The sequence below is a fragment of the Mucilaginibacter dorajii genome (assembly GCF_024808255.1).
Classification (GTDB): Bacteria; Bacteroidota; Bacteroidia; order Sphingobacteriales; family Sphingobacteriaceae; genus Mucilaginibacter; species Mucilaginibacter dorajii.
This window is the reverse complement of record NZ_JANTYS010000003.1, coordinates 63,736-83,708: the sequence shown is the minus strand read 5'-3', so window position 1 is coordinate 83,708 and position 19,973 is coordinate 63,736. Positions and strand designations below refer to the sequence as shown.

Sequence of the window (19,973 nt, the reverse complement as noted above, 5' to 3'; positions counted from 1 at the left end):
ACCCCGGACGCATTAACTTGCCTTTTTTAATCAAAATCACAGTATTTATTGTGTTCTTTAAAAAAAATGCGTCCGTATCGCTCCCCGGACGCATTGGCCTGTCTTTCTTCAACTAAATCACAGCTATGTTGTGATATCTTAAATGTTTTTTAAACCGGGCTAATAGCGGTTTTTTAACGGTTTGCTTAAATTATCTTTGTACCAGTTTATACTTTATATCTTTACAAACGCCCATTGCTGGTTTTTGGCTCCAGTGTAATCCCACTGATCAACAGAAGTGCCATTGGTAAGTGACGTCGTTGTTGAAGGAGAAGAAACTTCCAGGGCTTTTCCGCTATTAACATTGATGATTTTATAGTAACCATTGTCGGTTGCCTGAATTGACCAGTTTTGATTATTTCCGCCTGTACTTGAGTAATCCCAAATATCCACAGTACCACCGTTAGAGCCCGACCAATTTAGTACTTCCAAACACCTGCTTTGAGCATGCTGTGGTACTAATAGGTAGTGACCATTACTGCCACTCACAACTTTAAATTGCTGGTTTTGCCCGGCAACATAATCCCATTGGTCTGCTGTCGATCCATTAGCAGTACCCCAGCCCCAGATCTCTAAAGGCTTAAAGCTAAATCTGTTTAAAATTTGGTACACACCACCAACCTGGAAAGTTTGGGATGACCCATTTTGTGTTCCTTGCACCAGGGCGGCTAACTGTTGTTGATCTTGTACCGCATAAGTAGACCTGTTGATGATCGAACCGGTATCCCATAGAAATGGAAGTATCCCGTTATTCAAAGCGTTGTGTACAGCATAATTATTCCAATATGCCACAGAAGCAGCATTGTACTTTAACGAATCTCCCGAAATGCCGCGTTTCCATGCTGCAAATTCGCCCATCACTACCGGGATGCCATTATTAACGAACTTAGTCTTCATCTGCCCGAACCACGTATTCTCGTCCGACTCCTCACCATAGGTGGCATTGCGTGTAGGATCGAAGGTGGTGTGATATCCCGAACCCCAATAGTAAAACATTTTGCCCCATGAAGCATCGGCGTTCATCAAACAAAAATTGTAAGGGGTGTAGTAATGTACTTCAACCATCATACGGTTGGAAGCCGGATCTGAGGGAAGGGTGTTCATCAGATTATTTGTTTTTGTAATATCTGTACTTGGCCCCTGCACAACCAAAGTTCTGTAACTGTTGTGCCCGCCGGTTGATCTGACAGCGTTGATGAAAGTTTGATGATAAGAAAGCAGGACGCTCATCCCTGTGGCATCGCTTACATCAGGTTCGTTCGCGCTGGCAAACATCAAATGCTGGTCGAAGCCACGCAATTTGGTGGCAATTTGTTCCCAAAGTGCCTTTTGCAAGGCGTTGACCGCAGGCTGTTTAGCGACGGTGCAATTTCCCTGCAACCAACCTCCGTCCCAATGTATATTTAATATCACATACAAACCGTCGTTAACACAGTATTGCACCACCTGCTGAACACGGCTAAGCCAGGCCGGGTCTATTTTTGCAGTTGTTGAATCCGGTACATGTGACCAATCCCAATTACAAGGAATCCGTATGGCGGTAAAACCCCTTTGTTTATAGGTATCTATGAGCGCCTGGGTAATCATCGGGGCACCCCATCCCTGCTCACTGCCGGGGGCTTCCATTGTATTGCCGATGTTAATCCCCAGCCCGATGTTTGCAGCGAGTTGGGCCGCTGTACTGGTCATCCCTGTTTGATCGGGCGAAAGTGGCGAAATGTTGTAACTCGGATAACTGGTTGCGGTCAACGTTTTTTTACTCGTTTTAGCAAGTGGCTGAACTGCAACACCGGGAGTTTCCTGTTTGTGGCATCCCAACGCCGCCAGGACGATGGCGATACCGAAAAAATAGTTTAGTGTTCTCATATATTAAATTTTAAATTGGTTTCCTGTAAAAAAGTGACACGTGCAATTCATAATGCTCGTATCGGTTACGTTATTACTTAATCACTACAGCACTGCCATTGCATCATATAATAGCCTGAAGTAAACATGCTTCAAAACTTGTTTTTTGTACAGCACTAATAATAGGTTCTATAATTGGCAATTAATTGTACTTGCTCCCGGTTATAAAAATGATAGCTAACAAAATGATAATCGTTTCCAATAACAACACTTTAGTCTCTTATAATAGAAACTAAAAAAACAGCTGTGTTGGTTTTAAAATGCGCTCAGGTTTATTGATCGGGCAGCCAAAAATATAGCCCCAAAAAATGAATGAAGGGGTACAAAAGTTAGTAAATAGGGCATGAAATGTTCAAATCGATAAAATTTTCATGCTGGAAGTATAGATAGGAACCTGGTTTGAGCATTTTTAATATTACGGGGAAACGCACAGGGGCAAGTGTTGACCACCTTAACTTAAATAACAGTTAATTCAGACGAAAATGTATTGGTACAGCCATTTCATATTAGGCTTGAACAAACAACATCAATCAATTCATCCGCTTCTTTGATTTTTAATAACACAAATTAATTCCCGCAATAACTCGTTATTTTCATCTAAAACACCGAGCATGATATCTATTTTTTCATTGAGTTTCTCCAATTCGACATTGTTATACCATGTCCACGATGTATTGGCTTGAATTAAATCTATTACAGATTTTACCTCTTCAAATTGTGATTCCTGCATTATTTCATTTTTGTTCTTGAACCAGCTCGTTAATTGCTTATAGGTAATCCTTAATGTATAGTCTCTTTGGGGGCCGTAAACATAGCCAGTGTAGAATCTTGCGAAAAAGAGCGCACACCCGAAGGTGGTACGCTCTCCTTTTCAACAAAATTATAAGTTTGGTTTGCCTAATTCCAGTCGCCTGAAACATCCTTAGCAATCGCAGAATTAGAATTCTTCTCCGCTAAAGGTATTGGTAACAAGATATTTTTATCCTGAAATGGCTGTGTACCGTCCTCAATCTTCCTCTCAGCATTTATTGTTTGCTTTGCAATACCCCAACGTATCAAGTCAAAATAACGGCTTTGTTCGCCGGTTAGTTCTAACTGCCTTTCGCGCATTAATATGCTCATGGCATTTGCCTGACTACCAAGCGAGGTATAAAGCGTAGCTTTAACACTTGGCCTGCTGCGCACCTGGTTAATTAAAGCCAATGGCTCGGCACCGGTATTACCCTGTTGTATATAGCTTTCTGCCAGCATAAGCAATACATCAGCATAGCGTATTACCTGGCCGTTTATACCGCTTTGAGGTCCGCCAAAACTGGCCATCTTATTATAATATTCATATTTAAGCCACGCATACCCTTTTGTGGCGTAAGGGTAAGCTATAACAGGCGACACTCCAGGTTTAGGAGGGGCACATTGCTGGCAATATTCCGTTTGCCCGCCACTTGCGGCATCGCCATAAAAGGTGAAGGCTGCACGGGGATCTACGTAATTCACAGATGGGTTTTGTGGGTTAGGGTAAGTGAAAGCTTTAACAGCAGTTGTAGTTACAAGCGTATTGTTCCAATCATTAAAACCATATTCCTGCGCACGGCCAGAATGGGTAGCTTTTCCACCCCAGGTTTCCTGGCCGCCGAAAAGATAGTATTGATTACCTATACCCCAATCTGTCCATTGCTGGTTCATCACCTGAAAAATGGTTTCAGGGTTCTTAGTGGTATTATCCTGGTTCGGGTCGTCAAAAAGATCATTATAAACCGGCGCAAGCGAATAACTGAAAGGCGCCTTGGTTAACTTAGCAAGCTCTGTTTGTGCCAGGGCCCATTTTTTTTCATATAAGTAAGATTTTCCTAAAAGCGCAACTGCAACACCTTGCGTTGCCCGACCGTAGTTGTCAGAAGAGTATGTTAGAGGAAGACCTGCCTCAGCGTCTTTCAAATCCTGTTCAATGAATGCCCATACATCGGCTACAGGCGATCTGGCCAGATTAATCTCGGCAGGGGTTGGCTGCTGTATAAACTTGGTACGCAAAGGCACCCGCCCGTACAAATTAACGAGTTGAAAATAGGCGTAAGCACGCAGAAGTTTGGCTTCGGCGATATATTGAGTCTGGTCAGTTGTCTCTGCGGGGGTAGCCGGCTTCCATGACGTCTGAGCACGATCGATAACGACGTTAGCACGCGCTATTATCTGGTATAACGCTGCCCATGTTTGGCCCACCTGGTTTTGATCGGCACCAAAATTATACTGGGCCAATTGCAGAAGGTCGCCTACCAGGGGCTGATTGTTTTTGGCATCATAACCCAACAAATCAAAAGTATAATACCACTCGCGTGCCCATAAACCCGTATGCAACAAACCAGCGTAAGTGGCCACAACGGCCTGGTTTACGGCAGCATCGGTAGTAAAATAGGTATCATAAGTATAAGCGTTCTTATTAATTAAATCCAAATTCTTTTTACATCCTATCGAGAGAATTAAAAGCCCTCCTGTCATAAGAAATTTTATATATTTTTTCATAATTGTATTTTTATAAATATTACTTAAAATCCTGCCTGTATCCCGAATAAAAATGCGCGTGCCTGCGGGATCTGGCCCGTATCAATACCGCGGTTAAAAATAGTGTCGTTCGCATTGTTATCCCCATTTACTGTGCTTAATTCGGGATCATACCCTTTATAGCCGGTTATGGTAAATAAATTTTGCGCAGCAACATATACGCGCAGCTTACTCAATACATTACCCGAAAATGCTTTTAAAGTGGCTTTACTTAAAGTGTAGCCCAGGGTTACATTACGGGCACGTAAATAAGCGCCGTTGTCGATAAAGAAATCCGACGGCCTTACATTTCCGGTTCCGGTCGCATTCTGCCCCGCTCTTGGCAGCCTGGCATTGTCACCCGGTTTTTCCCACCTGTTTAATATGTCGGTTGAGGCATTATGCCCTGTCGCTGCGAAATCCAAAGTGGAAGCCCTCAGATCATTTCCAATCTGTACGCCCTGCACGCCTGATAATACTACGTTAAGGTCGAAATTATGGTAAATAACACCTATGTTAATGCCATAAGTAAACTTTGGAATTGCGCTCCCTAAAACCTGCTGGTCTTTTGAGTCAACAACGCCGTCACCGTTCAGGTCCTTAAATATAAAATCGCCGGGGAGCAATCCAGACTGGTACACCGTAGTCGGATCGCCGGATTTCTGCTGTGCCTTTTTATTTAATGCATCAATTTCAGCCTGGTCTTTGGCTACATGATCCGCCCTATAACCGTAATATGCCCCGATTGCAATACCCGGCATAGTCATGGTCTGTACGCTGGTGGTTCCTCCAATTATTGGAGTTGGCGATTGGGGGTCTAACGCTAATGTTTTATTATTGTTAAAAGCGCCGTTAACGCTTATGTTATAGCTAAAATCCCTTTTTACCTCAGAACGGTAACCTAACTGAAATTCAAACCCTTTGTTTTGCACCTTAGCCGCGTTAACAGTTTCGTAACTGTTACTTGTATTTAAACCTACCCCTAAACTTGGTGGTACAGGTATATTTACTAATAACCCACTGCTTTTTCTATTGTAGTAATCAGCGGTAAAAGTTATCCTGTTGTTGAGAAATCCCAGATCGATGCCTGCATCGGTTTGGTCGGTTGCTTCCCAATGTAATTTCGGGTTAGCAATTGTAGTAGCTGTTGTTCCGTTAACGAATTTCTCTGTCTGACCAAAAGAATATACCAGGTTTCCCACAGGCGATCCGTTAAATGTTAGTACATCGGTTCTGCCAAGATCGATCCGGTTGTTGCCTGTACGTCCCCATCCTGCGCGAAATTTACCATCACTAACAAATGGAAGAGCTGCTTTTACGAAATCTTCCTGACTGAATCGCCATGCAAAGCCCGCGCTCGGGAAATTACCGTAACGGACTGCCGGGAGAAAGTTGGAAGATCCGTCGCGCCTTACGCTGGCTGAAAGAATATACTTATCGTCATAAGAATAAATTAAACGTCCGTAATAGGATTGTTGGATACCAAATTGAGTGGCATAACCCGATGACCTGCCTGTTACAGTAACGGTTGGGGCTACGCCAATATCCTTTACCGCATCGGTCAGCATACCTGTACCTGTTAAACTGGCAGAGCTGCTGGTTCCGGCATCAATGTAACTTGTGCCTGCTGTTAGCGAAACATTGTGTTTACCAAAGGTATGGTTATAGGATAAATAGTTCTCAATGATGTAATAGGAGGAGCTGCCGTACGCATGGCCCGCCTGGCGGTCGAAAGCCAGGTTATTGGCAGTTACGAAAGGTACCTGATAAGAATCACTTCCATTACTGTCATATGTTGCCGATGCCTGCGAACGAAAAGTTAAACCATCGATAATTTTCACTTCGGCAAATACTTGTGGATATAATACCATGTCCTGGCTGCTTTGGGTTTTTAGGCCCAGGTCTGCCAATGGGTTTATAGCATTACTGTTATCATCATTATTGGTGAGGATGGAGTAACCGCCTGTAATTGAGGAATCATAAATGGGTTGATAAGGCGCGTAAGTAAGGGCGTTGCCTATACCCGCTGTTTGGCCCCGCGTTTTGGTGTACCTCAAATTTAAGGTTTGCCCGAAATGAAAACGGCCTAATTTTTCGTCAAGCGAGAACCTGTTATTAAACCTTTTAAAGAGATAATCCTTAATTGTGGCTTGCTGGGTTACATATCCTGCCGACATATTATAGGTAACCTTGTCGCCCCCGCCGCTTATACTTACATCATTTTGGGTTGATAAAGCTGTTTTAAAAATTTCGTTTTGCCAGTCGTTTCTGTCAACTAAAACAAACGGTGTGTTAAGTTTTGCCGGTATTGGAACATTGTTGGTAACGGCAACATCTTTAATGAGGTTTACATAATCGGCTGCTTTTAACAGATCGAGTTTTTGGGGTATAGTTGAAAAACCTGCCTGTGATGTAAATGATATTTGAATGGGACCGGCTTTACCTTTTTTTGTTGTAATTATCACAACGCCGTTGGCGCCCGACGCGCCGTATATTGCTGTTGAAGCGGCGTCTTTCAATATGGTAATATTCTCAATATCCTGTGGGCTAATCGTATTGAACAAGCCGGCATCAGCTTGTATGCCATCAATAACATATAACGGGCTAACATTAGTGAAAGAACCGGTACCACGTATAATAATTTGCGCATCTGAACCTGGCGAACCATTCGCGGTAACTACCTGAACACCTGGCGCCTTACCTATTAATAATTGTGCAGGGCTTGTTGATGTATTGGCACCTGCATCTTTCGCCGCCACCACATCAACAGCGCTTACCAGGTCTTTTCTGCGGGCAGTACCATATCCTATTACTACTACTTCGTTCAGGTTATTAGTACTTCTTGATAAAACCACGTTAAGTACGCCTGATGCAGGAACAACAATTTCTTTTTGTTCGTAACCAACAAAAGAGAATATCAATGTACTGCCCTGAACAGCGTTTATGGAATAGATCCCTTCCGAATTGGTACCGGTGACCTCAGCTTTGCCTTTTATTTTAACGGATACTCCCGGCAGGGGTCCCCCATCGTCCTTATCCGACACTTTGCCGGTAATTTTCCCCGTTTGCGAAAAGCCAGGTAAACTTATCATTATAATTGATAAGGTTATCCCGACAAAAATCAGGAGTTGTGTAAATAGTTTTCTTTTCATGAATTTTTAATTTAAGTGAAACAAATTGGCTGGTTATTAAGGTTTAGAGTGGCTGAAAGCGTGTGCACATCATGGTAACCTTCCTCGTTTTGTCGGCGGCAACCCACGCAGTTTTTTGATTTTAAGTTATTAATGGTTTTATGTTTTGCAATCGATTGCGAAATTTTAACATTAACAATCTTATCACAATCCATAAGTGGGTTTCTTAACATATCAATAAAATTTAAACAGAGTCAGGCTGTTCGCTAAGTCAAAAAAACAGATGTTGATTCAGTTGATAATTGGTGAAATATTGTTCAAAATCAGTATTTCAAACACACCGCATTGCAGTTATATTCCAAGAGTTGAAACTATGGCTACTTAAAAAAAAGGAGGGGATATAGATGAACAAAAATATAGACCAAATGTACAAACCAATACAATGATTTATAAACAAGACAGTTAGACGTCAAGCAAATTGACCAACCTATTCCAAGTAGTTGTCAGTATAGGGGCTTTGATGTGCGCTATATATTAACTTACCTGACCGCAGTAAATTTTGCCATGAGTTGATGGATAAACTAACACAGCGGGTTCCACAGTTGGCTAAAGGTATGCTGGACATCAAGGACAAGCGGTTTAAAATATTACAAACCCAACTAACAGTATTGGAAGCAAAGATTGAGAACGCAGAACAAAAGCTCTTCGATGATACAATCAATGCTACTACTTATAAAAAGTGGATGAAGAAGTTCAATGCTGAAAAGGCCAAGCTGAATGAGGAGTTTACTTATCTTGAAGATTTGGATGACCGTCTGCAACAGGTGGTGCTCACTTTGCCTTACATCCTTAATCTTCCGCAGGTTTTTGCCGATTCTTCACTGAACCAGCAGCACACTATCATAAGGGAGGTGTTCAAACAAGGTATCACCTATAAGGAGGGTATGTTTAGAACACCTTCCATCAATCCTGAGTTTATTCATAACTTATTGATGCTCAAATAAAAAGGGCTGCTCGAAGTCGAGCAACCCTTTAATAATTCTGATGACTTCCCATCTTGCGGTGAGGGAGGGATTCGAACCCTCGGTACAGTTTCCCGTACGTCAGTTTAGCAAACTGATCCTTTCGGCCTCTCAGGCACCTCACCAGTGTTTTTTAAACTTGTCCCCCGTTTTCGGGATTGCAAATATAGCAAATCATGCTCCCCGTCAAAAAAAAAGTTAGGATTTTTAATAATCTATCCGCACGTGGTAAATGCTCATCAGCATCCGTTTAAATATTTCTTTAATGGTTTCAATATCCTTCAAAGTTATATTACTGTCTTTCAGTTGGTTTTGATCAAGTTTATATTTAACTATCCTATCTACCAAAACACTTATTGATTCTACATCGGGTTCTTTTAGTGAGCGGGAAGCGGCCTCAACTGAGTCGGCAAGCATCAAAACACCGGCCTCTTTGGTAAAAGGGATGGGACCCGGGTACCTAAAAATGTTCTCATTGATGAATTTTTCGGGAAAATTTTTCAATGACGACTGATAAAAATAGTCGACCCGGGTATTGCCGTGGTGTGTGCGGATAAAATCGATGATCACTTCGGGCAAATTTGCCTTACGGGCCATCTCAATACCTTTACTCACGTGGCGGATGATCACCTGGGCACTCTCTTCATAAGGCAATTTATCATGGGGGTTAAAGCCCGAGCTTTGATTTTCGATAAAGAACAGCGGGTTTTCCATTTTGCCAATATCATGGTACAATGCTCCGGCTCTTACCAATAACGCATTGCCGCCTATGCTGTAAATAGCGTTCTCGGCCAAATTGGCTACCTGTAACGAATGCTGAAAGGTTCCGGGAGCCGTAAATGCCAACTCGCGCAATAGTGGTGCGTTGGTGTTGGTAAGCTCAATAAGCGTAATATCTGATGTAAGGGCAAAGATCTTTTCAAAAATGATGATCATCGGGTAAGCCAGCAGCGTAAGCATCACGCTTACTACAAACGGCAAAAAATCAACCCAGTCGATATCATAAAAAGTACCTTCCCTGATGAATGTGATACCCAGGAATGACACAAAATAAGTAAAAATGATCATCCCTGCCGAAATGAAATACTGTTCGCGACGAAGCAGGTTTTTGATACTGTAAATGGATACCATCCCGGCAGTGATCTCATAATAAGCAAACTCAAAGCTGTTGGGCACAAAAAAGCCTGCTATCAAAACCACCAGCAAATGAATGTTGAGCGCCAAACGGGTATCAAACAAAATACGGATAATAATGGGCACTATACAATAAGGTATATAATACAGGTTTGTAGGCACCTGGAATTTGATGGCAGCCGATAAGGTGGCCAGCATGGCGGTAATAACCAGCAATATCAAACCAACCAGCCTGTTATCAGCAAAAATATCCTTACGGAAAAGGTACAGGAATATCATCAGCAAGCCTATGGCTATGGATACCAGTAAAACCTGCCCCGCCAATACCAGGATACGGTTACCATTTACCCGGGCATTATTTTCAAACGCTTTTTTGTACGATTCCAGTTTTTGGAAAACATCGTCATTAATAACCGATCCCTTATAAACTATCACCTCCCCTTTTTGCACCATGCCGCGGGTTATAGATAGACCATCGTAAACCTCTTTTTCCAGGCGCAGGGTAAGGTTATCGTCGTAATTTAAATTGCTTTGAATTCGGTTTTGAAGCAAATCGAGCAAAAACGCTTTATCTACATCGGTACGTTTGCTCAATACCTTATCGCAATAAGCTAAAGCTTTCTCCTTAGTGAAAAGCGAATTGGTATTTTTATCGGTCGCTACGTTTTTGTTTAATATAGTTACAGGGTAGTTGTTGGCGTGCGTGAGGTATTTATCGTTCAGCTTTAAGATGCCCGTGTCATAAACCTCTTTTAATAAAGCTGTACCAGCCTCAATATATTTAGGCTTTAACTTATCGTTTATGCCGGCGTTATGCCACTTTATTTCCAGGTCGCTTTTAAAGCCTTCGGTTTGTTGATCGCCGGCTGCAGCTTCAAGCTGGTATATGGGCGTAATGCTTTCGTAAGCCGTTTTCCTTTCGTTATCAATTTCCTGCCCGGTTTTTAAAATGGCGAAGTTATAGGGCGATACCAGGTCTTTTTGATTCCATATGCGCCCCTTTTCATATTCGTAGCCAAATTTTGCCTGCTTGGGTAAAAAGAAAACAATAAGGCCGATGCTCACCAGCATCATCAAAAACTTAACGTTGCGGGCATATTTGCGCATTAAGGCTTTTTGCCGCGATGTAGATAGTTTTGCCATTTATATGATTAAGCGCTCAAAAATAAGTTTTTTGAAACAGAGTTAAGCATGAAGAGTCAAGAATCAAGACTGGAATTGGGCAATAAAGACTAAGGAACAAAGATCAAGGACAAAAATAAATGGTGTCTTGCCTTGATTCCCAACTCTTAATTCTTGATTCTTTTTTGGAATTGTCAAATAAATATTGATATCTTTATAATATCATTTTAAAATCAATTTAAATCATCATGGACTCTGAAAAAACCATTAATCCGCCCTCTGGCTTTTTAGCTTTTGTTTTATTTTTGGTACTGTTGGCAGTGGCGGCTGTTTGCTTGTTTATAGGTGAAGAACCCATCGGCGCGGCCGTAGGCGTGCTCAGCATTGTTTTCATCCTGCCGGGACTGGTTATCGTAAACCCCAACGAATCAAAAGTGCTTACCCTTTTTGGCAAATATTTAGGCACCGTTAAAAAGGACGGCTTTTTTTGGGTTAACCCTTTCACTGTAAAAAGAAAAGTATCCCTAAGGGCCTTTAACCTTAACGGCCAGCAGCTAAAGGTTAACGATAGCATTGGTAACCCTATTGAAATTGCCGCGGTAATTGTATGGCAGATAAAAGATACCGCCAATGCGGTTTTCGCGGTTGAAAACTACATTCAATATGTAAACATACAAAGTGAAGCCGCGGTAAGGCACCTTGCAAATTCGTTCCCTTATGATAATCTGGAAGACGAAACCGCTACCATTACCCTACGCGGCGGTGCCGAGCAGGTAAGCCTTTTATTAGAAAAAGAATTAAACGAAAGGCTTGACCGTGCGGGCATCGAGGTATTGGAGGCCAGGATATCGCACCTGGCCTACGCGCCCGAGATTGCCCACTCCATGCTGCAGGTACAACAGGCTTCGGCCATTATAGCTGCACGCCGTTTAATTGTTGAAGGAGCCGTTGGTATGGTTGAAATGGCATTGAATAAACTATCAGAAAAAAACATAGTTGAATTTGATGAAGAACGCAAAGCCGCTATGGTAAGCAACCTGCTGGTAGTTTTATGTGGCGACAGAAGCGTGAGCCCTGTTGTTAACACGGGTACTTTATATCATTAATAGCATGGAACAGTTTAGAAGTTTTGACCAGTTACGCACCAACGAATTAACCGTCACAAGAAATGGTTTCTTCAGGCCTTGTTTTGAACTAACGGACGGACAGTTTATATATGGCAACCTGAGCTACGCCAACTTATGGAAAACTACCATGATCCTGGAGTCGGCACAAAAAAAGTGGATTATTAAGCGAAAGGGGATACTTAGCCGGTCATTACTTGTCAAGGATATTAATGAAATGCAAATAGGGATTGTTACGCCCGAGATCCTGTCGAGAAAGGTAAAGCTGAGTATGAATGATGGCTTTGAGGCCATGTATTTAAACAAAAAGTTATTTACACGTACTTTTAGTTTAACCAGCGATCAATCTGGCGATATCCTGGATATAAAAACCACCCTATGGGGCTTTAAAAAGCCGTTTACGATATTGGTAGATTTAGATAAGCTAAATAAGATTCCCAATATGCCTTTGCTGGCATTATTAGGGGTAAATTTAATTTTGATAAAACAGGCACAGGCCGCAGCGGCTGCAGGAGCGGGAGGTTGATATGGCTGAGAAAAAAGCATTTGTATTACGCATCAATCCGGATGTATTAAAGGAGTTGGAAGCCTGGGCTGCCGAAGAATTCAGAAGCACCAACGGGCAAATAGAATACCTGATGCAACAGGCTTTGCTTGCGCGAAAAAAAGGTGCGAAGAAGAAATAATTTTGTAAATGGTTGATAGTTCATAGCTCATGGTTCATGGCAGGAAATTTGGTTTCATTTAAATACCTGCTCCGACTATGAACTATCAACCATGAACTAATAAATAACTAAATTTGCCCTACCAATTTAATGAGGGACACATGAGAGAAGTAGTAATAATAGCCGCTACCCGCACGCCTATAGGCAGTTTTGGGGGCAGCTTAGCCAACATAAGCGCCACACAACTTGGCGCGCAGGTTATCAAATCGGCAGTTGAAAAGGCTGGCTTACGGCCAGATCAGATCCAGGAAGTTTATATGGGCAACGTAATGTCGGCCAGTTTGGGGCAGGCACCGGCCACACAGGCGGCTATATTTGCGGGTTTACCTTATTTACCTGCGACTACCGTTAACAAGGTTTGCGCGTCGGGTATGAAAGCCATTATGCTGGCTGCCCAAAGCATAGCGCTTGGCCAAAACGAAATTGTAGTAGCCGGGGGTATGGAAAGCATGAGCAATGTACCCTATTACTTAGATAAAGCCCGCAATGGCTATCGCTTAGGCAATGGCCAAATTACCGACGGATTGGTGAAAGACGGTCTGTGGGATGTGTATAACGACTACCACATGGGATCTGCTGCCGAACTTTGCGCGGTTGATTGCAATATCAGCCGCGAAGAGCAGGATGCCTTTGCCATTGAATCATACAACCGAGCGCAAAAGGCCCAGGCCGAAGGTAAGTTCAAAGACGAGATCACCCCCATCGAACTAAAAGATAAAAAAGGCGACGTAACCTTATTTACTGATGATGAGGAACCCAAAGCTGTTAAATTCGAAAAGATCCCGTCATTAAAACCTGTATTTAAAAAAGATGGCACTGTAACCGCGGCCAACGCATCGACCTTAAATGATGGTGCTGCAGCCTTAGTGCTTATGAGCCGCGAAAAAGCAGATGAACTGGGTATTAAGCCACTTGCCCGTATTATATCTTATGCTGATGCACAACAAGCGCCAGAATGGTTTACTACCGCGCCATCAAAAGCCATCCCATTGGCTTTACACCGGGCAGGTTTATCGGCAGAGAAAATTGATTACTTTGAAATTAATGAAGCGTTCTCTGTAGTGGCCATCGCCAATAATCAATTATTAAAGCTCGATCCGGCAAAAGTTAACGTTAATGGTGGTGCAGTTTCCTTAGGTCACCCTTTGGGTGCATCAGGCGCACGTATCATTGTTACTCTAATAAATGTACTGCAACAAAACAATGGTAAATTTGGTACTGCCGGAATTTGTAACGGTGGCGGTGGTGCCAGTGCAATGGTTATCGAAAATTTACGTTAGTAGATCATATTAACTACCATGTTCATTGCGAGGAACGAAGAAATCGCACGTGTGCAAATACGCTCTGTAATGTTTGCGATTTCTTCGTTCCTCGCAATGGCATCTACCTTATATTCCTTACATGGGTACTCGCTTGACAAATAAATAGTATATTGAAAAATAATCACACAAGAATCGTGACAAAAAAACTTTTTGTATCCCTTCTCCCCCTCCTGTTTTGTTTACAAACCTATGCCCAGCATTCTGACGAAAGCGCACATATCAAACAGCTTAAATTATATGAGGATACCCTGAAAACACTGGGTAAAACTTTCATTAATAACGAGAACGACCTGGAGCGAAAAAATGCCAACTACCAATTTATCAAAACCATCGTTAGCGCGCTTAAAGTGCCAAATTCTTTCCTTTTCCCCTTTGATTCTATCAAAACCATCAGCATCCTTAACTCACCCGATAACCGGTTTCGTATCCTCACGTGGCCAATCATGAACCAGGATGGCAGCTATCGTTTTTATGGTACCATACAAATGAATACCGGCGGCTTTTTAAAGATGTACCCACTTGAAGACTACTCACCTTTACTCAAAAACCCCGAGGACTCTGTAACCGACAACCGCAAATGGCTTGGTGCACAGTACTATAAAATCATACCGGTTTATGCAGCCAAAACCTATTACGTATTGATAGGCTGGAAGGGCAACACCGTAAAATCGACAAAAAAAGTGCTTGATGTATTATCATTCAATAATGGCGAACCACGGTTTGGCATGGCTATTTTTGATGGCAACGGCAAAACCCGTAAAAGGGTGGTATTTGAATACGCCCGCCAGGTATCTATGCTGTTAAGATATGTACCAGAGCAAAACCTGATTGTTTTTGATCACCTGTCGCCACCAGATGCCAAACTAAAAGACAAACCCGAATCCTTTGGCCCGGACCTTACTTATGATGGCTACAAATTAAAGAATGGCCGCTGGGTATATGTAGAGCAACTTGATATGCGCAACGTACCCGATAACAGTAACACAGCTACTGATAACGACTACGTTGACCCCAAGAAACAAGCATTAAAGGACAAAATGCTTGTTCCAACATCACATTAATTTTAGAATTAAACAACTGTTAGCCGTTAATAATCAAAACAATTCCAACACCTACTGTAACACTTTCGGTATTAAATTTCGATTTGAAAGATTTGTGTTACTTTAGCAAAACTTTAATTAAATAAACTATGCAGGAAAAAACAGCAGCACAGTCACGATCTATAGGAAAAATTCCAAGAGCAGTACCATTCATCATAGGCAACGAGTTTGCCGAGCGGTTTAGTTTTTATGGGATGCGGAGTATACTCGCTGTTTTTTTAGTACATCAATTCTTTAATCACGAATCTTCTGTTGTAGCCAACGCCCATTCCAATAGCATTAACCACATGTTTTCTACATTGGTTTACGCTACTCCCCTGCTTGGTGCTATCCTGGCCGATTGGTTTTTTGGTAAATACCGCGTAATTTTAATTGGCTCACTTATTTATACCATCGGGCACTTTTTGTTATCGATGTTTGATACTAACCTGGCCGGCTTTCAAACCGGCTTAATTATTATAGCATTTTCTGCAGGCGCTATAAAATCATGCGTATCTGCCAACGTGGGCGACCAGTTTGATCATAGCAACCAACACTTAATGAGCAGTATTTATAGCTGGTTTTACTTCAGCATCAACGCTGGCTCGATGGTAAGTTTGGCACTTATCCCTTACATTTATGACAAGTTTGGCGGTGCATGGGCATTTGGCGTACCAGGAATTTTAATGGCGCTTGCTACATTGATCTTCTTTTCGGGCAGAAAAAGCTATGTAAGGTTACCTGCAAAAGGTATCAATAAAGCCAACTTCGTTTCGGTAAGTTTATATGCACTTAAATACAAATTGGGCACCAGGCCGGCTGGCAAAACAGCATGGGATTGTGCCGAGGCGAAATACGGATATGAAAAAGTTGATGGTATAAAAGCTGTTTGGCGCGTTATGGCAGTATTTGCATTTATACCAGTGTTTTGGTCGTTATGGGATATGAACAGCGCCGAGTGGGTATTGCAATCAACCCAATTAAACTTAGATATGGGCATTATGGGCTGGAAGATCCTGCCATCGCAAATTCAAACTGTTAACGCGTTTTTCCTTTTGGCGTTTATCCCTATTTTCAATTATGGTTTATATCCCTTGCTTACCAAAATGGGTATCAAACTAACTTCCCTACGCAAAATTGGGGCAGGCCTTTTTATTACCGGTTTTAGTTTTGTAATCATCGCATTATTGCAGGTTAAGATTGATCATGGCTCGCATCCATCCGTATGGTGGCAAATTCTTGCTTTCGCGGTGCTATCTGCGGGTGAGGTATTGGTTTCTATCACCGGCCTGGAATACGCTTATACCCAGTCGCCGCCTTCCATGAAAAGTACCATGACCGCTATCTGGTATTTCACCTATTCTGTCGGTTCATTCTTTAACACCATTGTAAACAGCAGCATTGCCAGCAATGGCTTTTTTGCACGGTTTACAGGTGCATCATTCTTTTGGTTGTTTGTTGGTATTTGTTTTGGTTTTGTTTTGATATTTGTTCTGATAAGCCCTTTTATACAGGAAAAGGCGTACCTGGCATCAGATGTTTTGGCCGAAGGTTTGGATATTCGCGGCGATCATACCAACGAAATTCATCCGGATAACCCAATTGTATAATAAAAGTTGTTGTTTTGTGTTTTATTTCATCACACACAAGAATTACTAAGTGCCAGACAGCATAGTTATTATACCAACCTATAACGAGAAGGAAAACATCGAAAAGATGATTCGCAAGGTGTTTTCCCTCCCTCATGACTTTCACATCCTCATCATTGATGACGGATCGCCGGATGGTACAGCCAAAATTATCAAAGGGCTGATGAATGTATATCCCGAGCAGCTTTTTTTAGTGGAGCGCGCCGGGAAACAAGGCTTGGGTACTGCTTACATTCATGGTTTTAAATGGGCCATTGAGCATCATTACGACTATATTTTTGAAATGGATGCCGATTTTTCACATAATCCAGATGACCTGCTTAAGCTAAGACAAGCCTGTATTGATGGAGCCGATGCGGCAATAGGATCACGCTATAGCACCGGCGTAAATGTGGTAAACTGGCCCATGAGCAGGGTACTGATGAGTTACTTTGCATCAGTATACGTTAGGTTTATTACCGGGATAGATGTCGCCGATTCAACAGCCGGCTTCATGTGCTACAAACGCAAGGTACTGGAAACCATACAGCTTGATAAAATAAAGTTTGTGGGTTATGCCTTTCAAATTGAAATGAAGTACACCACCATTAAACATGGTTTTACGCTGGTAGAAGTGCCCATCATATTTATCAACCGCATCATGGGCACATCTAAAATGTCGGGCGGAATTTTCAAGGAAGCATTTTTTGGGGTGATCCAGATGAAGATCAACAGCATTTTCAGGAAATATCCGGAAGGATAATTTGATTTCGGATTTCGGATGTTCGATTTGGGATTTTTCATTTTGAATAGCGCGTCGAAGCTTATTTTAACGTCCGTTTTGAACGTAAAAAATTCAACACATCCGAAATCCCAATTCCGAAATCCGAAATAAAAAGCTAATTTCGTTGGTAATGAATGAGCACCTTGATCCCGCGCCGGAACGCCTCAGCAATACCGAACGTGATATTGAAAAAGTTTTACGTCCGCAGCAGTTTGAGGATTTTACCGGTCAGCATAAAATATTAGCCAATTTAAAAGTGTTTGTACAGGCGGCCCGCCAGCGTGGCGAGGCGCTTGACCATGTGCTTTTGCACGGCCCTCCGGGTTTGGGTAAAACTACGCTATCGCACATTATTGCTAATGAGATGGGCGTGGGTATTAAAATAACATCAGGCCCGGTACTGGATAAACCCGGCGACCTTGCAGGTTTGCTTACCAACCTCGAAACAGGAGATATCCTTTTTATTGACGAAATACATCGTTTAAGTCCGCTGGTTGAAGAGTACCTGTACTCGGCCATGGAAGATTTCAAGATAGATATTATGCTGGAGAGCGGCCCCAATGCCCGCTCGGTACAGATCTCATTAAACCCATTTACACTTGTTGGTGCTACCACCCGCTCAGGCTTGCTTACAGCGCCGTTAAGGGCCAGGTTTGGCATCAACTCGCGTTTGGAATATTATGATGCCAAGCTCCTAACCACTATTGTACTGCGTTCGTCATCGATATTAAAAACACCGGTAACCGATGAAGGCGCTTATGAAATAGCAAGGCGTAGCCGCGGTACGCCACGTATTGCCAATGCCCTGTTACGCCGCACCCGTGATTTTGCCCAGATCAAAGGCGATGGTAATATTGATACCGCCATAGCCAAATACGCGCTTAACGCGCTCAACGTTGACGAGCATGGGTTGGATGAAATGGATAACAAGATTTTGGTTACCATTATTGATAAGTTTAAAGGTGGACCTGTTGGCTTAAAAACTATTGCCACCGCCGTTGGCGAGGATGAAGGAACCATTGAAGAGGTATACGAACCGTTTTTGATACAGGAAGGTTTTTTAATGCGCACAGCCCGCGGCCGCGAGGCTACGGAGAGCGCCTACAAACACCTTGGCAGAATAAAATTAGGCGGCAATCAATCGTTATTTTAAGTGAACCAATAGACTACCAATTACGATACATCAATCATGAAAACCAAACTAAGTAAAGGCTTTAAATTGTTTTTAGCTGTAGCGGCATTTAATATATGCTGTGTTGCTATTACAAAAGCACAAACAACAATCCCTACCCCTTCAAAACCTTTGGCACCTACCAAGCCCGAGGCTTTGCCGCCAGATACGGCCGCAAAGTTTAAAAAAGACACAACGCTTAAAAAAAAAGACACCGTAGTGGTAAAAAAGGTAGCCACAGGGCCAAAAGTGGGCATAGCGGGCTTAAACCACGATCATATCCACCTGATACTAAACGAATATCGCAACGGTAACGTAAACATTGTTGGCATTGCCGAACCGGATAAAAAGCTTTGGGAAAAATATGGCAAAATGTATGGCGTACCCGATTCCCTGTTTTTTGAGGATCTGAAAACCATGTGCCAAAAACGCAAGCCGGTTATTGTATTAGGTTATAATGCTGTTGGCAAACATATTGATATTGTGGAAACCTGCGCCCCCATGGGCATATCAGTAATGGTTGAAAAACCTTTGGCTGCTACCCTTGAACAGGCTAAGCGTATGGAATTTTTAGCTTTTAAATATTACATTAACCTGCTTACAAACTACGAAACAACCTGGTACCCATCGGTACAAAGCGCTTATAATACGATAAAAACAGACAGCGTTGGTGTGATCCGTAAAATGGTATTCCACGATGGGCACCAGGGACCAAAGGAAATTGGTTGCAGCGAGGACTTTTTAGCCTGGCTTACCGACCCGGTATTGAATGGAGCAGGTGCCTTAAATGACTTCGGCTGTTACGGTGCCGATATGATGACCTGGATGATGAAGGGCCAAAAACCTATCGCGGTAACCGCCATTGCCCGCCATTACAAACCAGGCGTATACCCTAAGGTAGAAGACGATGCCACCATTATAGTTGAATACCCCGAAGCCACCGGCATGATAGAAGCATCATGGAACTGGCCTTTCGGTATTAAAGACATGGAGATTTTTGGCGCGAAAGGCTACATACACACGTTTGATAAAGATAGTCTTGAGGTTAGGATCGATAACACCGTACGTAGCTTTAAAGCTGCCCCTTTAGCAAGCCCGGCAGATGCGCCCGTACCCTATTTTACTTACGCCCTTAAAAATCCACTACAGGTACGCAATGACCGTTCATCGCTAAAAAACAACATGGTAGTAATGATGATACTGGATGCCGCCAAAAGATCGATCAAAGAAGGCAAGCGAATAGTGCTTTAAG

The 19,973-nt window shown here is 42.5% G+C and carries 15 protein-coding genes and 1 tRNA gene; 10 read left to right on the top strand and 6 right to left on the bottom strand.

Annotated elements, in window-relative coordinates:
• Positions 1-213: 213 nt before the first annotated feature.
• The 4 genes from FHS10_RS04855 to FHS10_RS04840 form a co-directional block, all read right to left on the bottom strand.
• Entirely contained in the window at positions 214-1,905 is a 1,692-nt protein-coding gene (locus FHS10_RS04855; RefSeq protein WP_259088133.1) for a cellulase family glycosylhydrolase, read from the bottom strand.
• 574 nt (positions 1,906-2,479) lie between these two features.
• Positions 2,480-2,674: a hypothetical protein gene (locus FHS10_RS04850; RefSeq protein WP_259088132.1), complete on the bottom strand. Its 195-nt coding sequence runs from the start codon at positions 2,672-2,674 to the stop codon at positions 2,480-2,482.
• A gap of 167 nt (positions 2,675-2,841) precedes the next feature.
• On the bottom strand, positions 2,842-4,461 hold the full coding sequence (locus FHS10_RS04845) for a RagB/SusD family nutrient uptake outer membrane protein (RefSeq protein ID WP_259088131.1): 1,620 nt from the start codon (positions 4,459-4,461) through the stop codon (positions 2,842-2,844).
• Positions 4,462-4,484: 23 nt separating this feature from the next.
• The gene (locus FHS10_RS04840; RefSeq protein ID WP_259088130.1) at positions 4,485-7,631 is read right to left on the bottom strand and encodes a SusC/RagA family TonB-linked outer membrane protein; all 3,147 of its coding nucleotides are present in this window, start codon (positions 7,629-7,631) and stop codon (positions 4,485-4,487) included.
• Positions 7,632-8,182: 551 nt separating this feature from the next.
• Here FHS10_RS04840 and FHS10_RS04835 point away from each other — a divergent pair.
• On the top strand, positions 8,183-8,614 hold the full coding sequence (locus FHS10_RS04835; RefSeq protein WP_259088129.1) for a hypothetical protein: 432 nt from the start codon (positions 8,183-8,185) through the stop codon (positions 8,612-8,614).
• A 56-nt stretch (positions 8,615-8,670) separates the two neighbouring features.
• Here the strand turns inward: FHS10_RS04835 and FHS10_RS04830 are convergent.
• A tRNA-Ser gene (locus tag FHS10_RS04830) sits at positions 8,671-8,757 on the bottom strand.
• A gap of 82 nt (positions 8,758-8,839) precedes the next feature.
• Positions 8,840-10,909, bottom strand: a complete 2,070-nt coding sequence (locus FHS10_RS04825; protein ID WP_259088128.1) for an HD family phosphohydrolase — start codon at positions 10,907-10,909, stop codon at positions 8,840-8,842.
• A gap of 227 nt (positions 10,910-11,136) precedes the next feature.
• On the opposite strand from FHS10_RS04825, the gene FHS10_RS04820 reads away from it, so the two are divergent.
• The 9 genes from FHS10_RS04820 (at position 11,137) to FHS10_RS04780 (ending at position 19,972) form a co-directional block, all read left to right on the top strand.
• The gene (locus FHS10_RS04820) at positions 11,137-11,994 is read left to right on the top strand and encodes an SPFH domain-containing protein (protein WP_259088127.1); all 858 of its coding nucleotides are present in this window, start codon (positions 11,137-11,139) and stop codon (positions 11,992-11,994) included.
• Positions 11,995-11,998: 4 nt separating this feature from the next.
• Positions 11,999-12,538 (top strand): hypothetical protein, encoded by a 540-nt coding sequence (locus FHS10_RS04815; protein ID WP_259088126.1) that lies wholly within the window; start codon positions 11,999-12,001, stop codon positions 12,536-12,538.
• 1 nt (position 12,539) lies between these two features.
• Positions 12,540-12,698, top strand: a complete 159-nt coding sequence (locus FHS10_RS04810; RefSeq protein WP_259088125.1) for a type II toxin-antitoxin system antitoxin — start codon at positions 12,540-12,542, stop codon at positions 12,696-12,698.
• A gap of 140 nt (positions 12,699-12,838) precedes the next feature.
• A complete protein-coding gene (locus tag FHS10_RS04805) occupies positions 12,839-14,017 on the top strand; it encodes an acetyl-CoA C-acyltransferase (RefSeq protein ID WP_259088124.1) in 1,179 nt (392 codons plus the stop codon).
• Between the two features lie 176 nt (positions 14,018-14,193).
• Positions 14,194-15,120, top strand: coding sequence for a hypothetical protein (locus FHS10_RS04800; RefSeq protein ID WP_259088122.1), 927 nt, complete (start codon positions 14,194-14,196; stop codon positions 15,118-15,120).
• Positions 15,121-15,248: 128 nt separating this feature from the next.
• Positions 15,249-16,748 carry a POT-type proton-dependent oligopeptide transporter gene (locus FHS10_RS04795; RefSeq protein ID WP_259088120.1) on the top strand — a complete coding sequence of 500 codons (1,500 nt, stop codon included), beginning with the start codon at positions 15,249-15,251 and terminating at the stop codon, positions 16,746-16,748.
• A 49-nt stretch (positions 16,749-16,797) separates the two neighbouring features.
• A complete protein-coding gene (locus FHS10_RS04790) occupies positions 16,798-17,529 on the top strand; it encodes a polyprenol monophosphomannose synthase (protein WP_259088119.1) in 732 nt (243 codons plus the stop codon).
• A 151-nt stretch (positions 17,530-17,680) separates the two neighbouring features.
• The gene (gene ruvB / locus FHS10_RS04785; RefSeq protein WP_259088118.1) at positions 17,681-18,703 is read left to right on the top strand and encodes a Holliday junction branch migration DNA helicase RuvB; all 1,023 of its coding nucleotides are present in this window, start codon (positions 17,681-17,683) and stop codon (positions 18,701-18,703) included.
• A gap of 36 nt (positions 18,704-18,739) precedes the next feature.
• Positions 18,740-19,972, top strand: coding sequence for a Gfo/Idh/MocA family protein (locus FHS10_RS04780; protein ID WP_259088116.1), 1,233 nt, complete (start codon positions 18,740-18,742; stop codon positions 19,970-19,972).
• Position 19,973: the final 1 nt, after the last annotated feature.